This is a genomic window from Paenibacillus sp. A3 (assembly GCF_001399685.1).
Classification (GTDB): Bacteria; Bacillota; Bacilli; order Paenibacillales; family NBRC-103111; genus Paenibacillus_G.
Window position 1 is genome coordinate 1 of sequence record NZ_JTHN01000179.1, and the last position, 3335, is coordinate 3335.

At 59.3% G+C, this 3335-nt stretch carries 3 protein-coding genes and 1 pseudogene; 3 read left to right on the forward strand and 1 reads right to left on the reverse strand.

Annotation, left to right across the window (positions count from 1 at the left end; translation table 11 throughout):
• The first annotated feature begins 279 nt into the window (after window positions 1-279).
• The 3 genes from QJ48_RS25410 (at window position 280) to QJ48_RS25420 (ending at window position 2996) form a co-directional block, all read left to right on the forward strand.
• Window positions 280-798: a hypothetical protein gene (locus QJ48_RS25410; protein ID WP_036681398.1), complete on the forward strand. Its 519-nt coding sequence runs from the start codon at window positions 280-282 to the stop codon at window positions 796-798.
• A gap of 105 nt (window positions 799-903) precedes the next feature.
• Window positions 904-2079, forward strand: coding sequence for an NAD(P)/FAD-dependent oxidoreductase (locus tag QJ48_RS25415; protein ID WP_054976210.1), 1176 nt, complete (start codon window positions 904-906; stop codon window positions 2077-2079).
• On the forward strand, window positions 2076-2996 hold the full coding sequence (locus tag QJ48_RS25420) for an SRPBCC domain-containing protein (protein WP_054976211.1): 921 nt from the start codon (window positions 2076-2078) through the stop codon (window positions 2994-2996). Before QJ48_RS25415 ends, QJ48_RS25420 begins: the two co-directional genes overlap by 4 nt.
• Window positions 2997-3088: 92 nt before the next feature.
• Here the strand turns inward: QJ48_RS25420 and QJ48_RS37680 are convergent.
• Window positions 3089-3335, reverse strand: a pseudogene (locus tag QJ48_RS37680) (hypothetical protein); the annotation flags it as partial.

A 3335-nucleotide genomic window follows, 5' to 3' on the forward strand; every position in this document is an offset into this window, starting at 1 on the left:
GCTTACTAGCGGACATTTCCCGAAGACAAAGGCGGCCGCCATCGCTTCTCCAGTGGATACCCCACCTCCATATGCTTCTCTATTTTTGCTTAGACCACTTTCTCAACACTCTGGGCGGACCTCCTTTACAGGATGGTCCGTTTTTTTTATATCCCCTGCCGGAGCCAACAAAAGACGAAAAACCAGCAGGTCAAAAGCTGAGTGATATTTCCCCAATCATGCGATGATAAGGATGTCCCCGGGAGACAACAAACCAATCCACCAAACGGAGGTATCGCAATGAAAACCATCACAAAGAAAATCGGCATGACGCTCGAAAACTCCAACAGCAAAACGTACCTGGAACTGCTCGACGGCCGCAGCGAAGAATTGCACTTCAAACAAGCCGCTCCGACTCACTTCACGGTGAGCGATTCCGAATTCAGCTTGAAAACGGGCGTAACCGTTGATCTGGAAATCATGAACGTCGATCTCGTAGCCACTTCCAGCGTCATCTGGCCGGGCGCTACCATCCGCGTACGCGGCGGTCTGCAAGGACAAGGCAGAACGATGAAAGCCAGCGCTTCCATTCCGTTCAACAAAAAAATGGCGGACGGCGTACAAGGCGAGTCCTGGTTGTACTGGGTGATCGAAACGCCTCAAGGCGAGTTCCACAACAAAAAACCGATCCATATGAAAGGCACATTGAAAGGTCTTCCTCCGAAAGACGCCACGTTCTATTCGGACAGCGTAATTCCGTTGTTCGACGCGGAAGACAACCAAGTAGGCACCATCTACGGCTGCTTGCAATCCAACTAATCGTTATCCAGCGAGAGGGCCATCCTGTATGGCCCTTTCGTTTTCAAGCGTACGGACATGCGAAAGCTTTAGCATCCGCGAACTCGATTGGCAAGGGAGTGGACTATGTACGATTTTATTATCGTGGGAGCCAGGTGCGCCGGGGCGGCCACCGCTTATTTTCTCGGACAAAAAGGCTACCGGACGCTGCTGATCGACCGTTATGCGGTGCCGGGACCGACTTTGTCGACGCACATCTTGGGCGAGACGGGGATTTACGAAAGGCTTGGCATTGCGCGAAAAATGGAAACCAGCGGCATTCCCGCCCTGACGAGGATGCGCATCGATCTGGAGGGACGGCTGTTCGAGTCGGATATTTGCGTCACCCCCAGGGCGCTGGGCGTAAGGAGGGAGCTGTTGGATCGTTGGCTTCTGGATGCGGCTTGCGGGCTGCCGGAGGTGAACGCCAAACTGTCGACGCAGGTTATCGATCTGCTCGAAGGGGAGGACGGCGTATGCGGCGTCCGCTGCAAATTGCCCGACGGTTCCGTGGAGACGTACAAGGCGCGGGCCGTGATCGGCGCAGACGGCAGACATTCGTCGGTGGCCCGACGGGTCAGAGCCGAAACGGCGATGGCTTCGGACGAGCGCCATTTGGGCGTGTACTATGCGTACGTACTGCATGCGGACCCGCTGCCAATTCCGGCTGTGGAGTGGTATTGGAGCGAGACGGACATTGTGCTATGCAATCCGATTGACGGGGGACGGCACTGCATCGCGGTCATGCTGCCTCAGGAGACGTTCCGCTCTTGGTCGGGCGATCCCGCTACCAAGTTCGTCGAGCGGCTGAGCCGCATCCGCACGCTGGGCCCCCGTCTCCGGTACGCGCGGCTGCAGGGCAGCGTTCGCGGAGTGGATACGCTCCGCAGCTACGTGCGCAAACCGTACGGCCCGGGGTGGGCGCTGGTCGGCGACGCCGGCGCGCACCTGCATCCCGTGTCCGGCGTCGGCATCGACAATGCGGTATGCTCCGCCGAGATGCTGGCCGAGGAGCTTGATGCGTATATGCGCGGAGAACGGACGTGGACCGAGGCGATGAGCGCTTACGCGCAGCGGCGGGACGAACGGATCGTACCGCAGTACGAAGCTTGTCTGAAGACGCTGGCGCGCGCGGGACAGCCTATTCCCGAGGCGCACTGGCCTACGTTGGACGTGCTGTGCACCTTCCCCGGACTCGTCAAAGAGCTGGGCGGTCGGGCAGAACGAATCTATACCTTATTAACGGAGGAGAACGAGCCATGATCCCATGTCCGCTGGACCGGACCGTCAATATTACGTATTTGGAAGCTCCGCTTGAGCGGGTGTGGTGGTCGGTAGCGACCGCGCCTGGCTCCAGCTCGTATTTGACGTATTACGCCCGAACGACCGGGACCGAGGATGAGCCGAAAATCGGCGATCGGTACACGCTCAATTACGGCGATATTAACAACGAATCGGTCGTGATCCGGTGCGAGCCGCCACATCATATCGCTTTTGCCGACACGTACGATTCCATGGACCCCGACGGCCGCACGGTCCGATACCTTGTCAGCACGGCATATACGCTGGAACAGCAGGGGCCTTTTGTCAAGCTGACCCTGGAGGTGACCGGATTCGAGCCGACGACGCACGGCCAGTGGTTCCGGGAATGTTTGGAAATGGGATGGCGGCGGTCGTTGATGAATTTGAAGTCTGTGCTTGAGCTTGGGCTGGATTTGCGCATCGAAATGTTCAGCTATCCGCGCCTCGGCGTCGCCAACTGTACGGTGAACGAAGAGCAGAGCCCGATGGTGTGCGTTCCGGTCCGGGGAGGGAACTACTTGCTGCAGGTATTTCCGAACAGCCCCGTCGACCGGGCGGGCATGCGGGCCGGCGATGTCATCGTCGAGATCGGAGGAATGCCGACACCCGACTATCCGGCGTTTGTTCGCGCCATTTCGTCGTTCTACGGAAAGACCGCGGAGCCGGTAGTGGCATATGTGCGGGACGGAGTCCGGTGCGAAACGACGGTGCGGCTGTCGCTGGACGAAACGTTCACGGGCCTGATCGATATCGAGGAAACCCCGCTCGAGGAAGTGAGAAAGAAACGTGAGCTGCTTGCCAGGCAGCGGTCCGGATCCGGCAGCTTGTGGAAAACGGACGAAGCCGTCCGTTCCGAATCCGTGCCGGATTCGAAATGACGGCTCGTTACCCCGGACGCCGCTTCGTTCTGCAAGAGTGAAACGGCGCAGGGGCTACTGGGTTCGTCGGCCCGCTGCCAGCGGCTTTTGTATCAGGAGGAACGCTTTCCGTCGGTCACTTGCCGCACCGACTCTTCCGTCGGGTCTACAAGTCCCGTCAGCAGCTTGTCATACGACAGCGCGGCTTCCGTGTGCAGTCTGCGTCCTTCGCGGTAATACGTCACGCCGACCGGCCCGTTCGTCCCGGCGCACAGGCCGAGCGAGCGGATGAACTCGGCATAGGTCGGAACGTCGCGGCCGCCGAAGGACACGACGATGTCCCCGGGGCGCAGCCCCGCC

What these genes read in the sequence shown, in the direction of transcription:
- QJ48_RS25420 (WP_054976211.1), top strand. Translation starts at nt 2,076, where the DNA reads ATGATCCCATGTCCGCTGGACCGGACCGTCAATATTACGTATTTGGAA.
- QJ48_RS25415 (WP_054976210.1), top strand. Translation starts at nt 904, where the DNA reads ATGTACGATTTTATTATCGTGGGAGCCAGGTGCGCCGGGGCGGCCACC.
- QJ48_RS25410 (WP_036681398.1), top strand. Translation starts at nt 280, where the DNA reads ATGAAAACCATCACAAAGAAAATCGGCATGACGCTCGAAAACTCCAAC.